Source organism: Oleiphilus sp. HI0123 (assembly GCF_001635315.1).
This window is the reverse complement of sequence record NZ_LWGE01001665.1, coordinates 1-752: the sequence shown is the minus strand read 5'-3', so window position 1 is coordinate 752 and position 752 is coordinate 1. Positions and strand designations below refer to the sequence as shown.

General features: G+C 43.6%; 1 protein-coding gene. It reads left to right on the top strand.

What is annotated here, in order from left to right; translation table 11 throughout:
• Positions 1 to 522: HAMP domain-containing sensor histidine kinase (locus A3761_RS22455; RefSeq protein ID WP_231881288.1), on the top strand; the 522-nt coding region annotated here is incomplete at its 5' end.
• Between the last annotated feature and the right edge of the window lie 230 nt (positions 523 to 752).

The window sequence follows — 752 nt, the reverse complement described above, 5'->3', positions numbered from 1 at the left end:
AACTTCGATATCAGCTCTCTCGCCTTAAAGCTCGAAACCAACTTCAGGCAAGCAGCGCTTGAAAAAGGCTTGGACTTCTCAATTGATTACCCTGATGGCCTAACAATGCTAAGCGATGAAAAGAAAATTTATTCAATGCTGCAGCACCTTGTTGATAATGCCATCAAATTCACTCAAAGCGGTAGCGTCAACATTCGCCTTAACACTGACTTCAACCCCACTAGCGGACAACGCATTATCTTTGAAGTATCAGATACAGGCATCGGAATAGACCCGCGAGACCATAAGCGGATCTTTACCGAAGTCGGGCAATTAAATAACGAACACAATCGAGAACATTATGGTGTCGGCCTGGGCTTATATTACGTCAACCTGCTCTCGCAACAGATCGGAGGTAGCGTTGAGGTTGAATCAACTCCCGGCGAGGGCGCTAAGTTTACTTTAGACCTACCTGCTGGAGAGCTAATTCTTGAAGCAGAACCAGTAAACGAAGAGCAAGAAATTGATGACCTATTGTTCTAGGCAGCCACCTCGGCACTTTTAACAACACTCTGTAAATCGAGTATCTGGATTGAAAACCCCTCAGCTCACTTAGACCAAACACAATATCAATATATATTGATATTGTGTTTGCTATATCAATATATATTGATATACTTCAAAACTATGATGATAAGCACCTCGAAAGTAGAACCGATTAATTGCGGCGACATCCACCTCCTTAGCCAGGCTCTCAAAGCTTGCGGTGACCC